This is a genomic window from Streptococcus sp. GMD4S (genome assembly GCF_000296955.1).
The window spans coordinates 1-571 of the sequence record NZ_AJRE01000408.1; the positions used below are offsets into that span (position 1 = coordinate 1).

The window sequence follows — 571 nt, forward strand, 5'->3', positions numbered from 1 at the left end:
CTCAACAAAAAGAAGCTCAAAAACAAGTAGATGAAATCCAAACGCAAGTTACAGCTATCCAAACTCAACAAACGAACTTGGAAGCTGAGAATGAAACTCTACAGGCTGAATCTAAAAAACTTGAAGGAGAAATTACAGAGCTCTCTAAGAACATTGTTGCTCGTAATGAATCTTTGGAGAAACAAGCACGTAGCGCACAAACTAACGGTGCTGCAACTAGCTACATCAATACAATTGTAAACTCAAAATCAATTACGGAAGCTATTTCACGTGTTGCAGCCATGAGCGAGATTGTATCAGCTAACAACAAAATGTTGGAACAACAGAAAGCTGATAAGAAATCTATCGCTGAAAAACAGGTTGCAAATAATGAAGCAATCAACACTGTCATTGCGAACCAACAAACACTTGCTGACGATGCACAAGCATTGACAACAAAACAAGCAGAGTTGAAAGTTGCTGAGTTAAACCTTGCTGCAGAGAAAGCTACTGCAGAAAGTGATAAAGCTACTTTATTGGAACAAAAAGCAGCAGCAGAGGCAGAAGCAAAAGCAGCAGCTGAAGCAGAAGC

At 39.6% G+C, this 571-nt stretch carries 1 protein-coding gene; it reads left to right on the top strand.

The annotated features are described in order from the left end of the window. Positions 1-571 (top strand): coiled-coil domain-containing protein (locus GMD4S_RS10215; protein ID WP_000303213.1); only part of this gene is annotated, 571 nt, incomplete at both ends.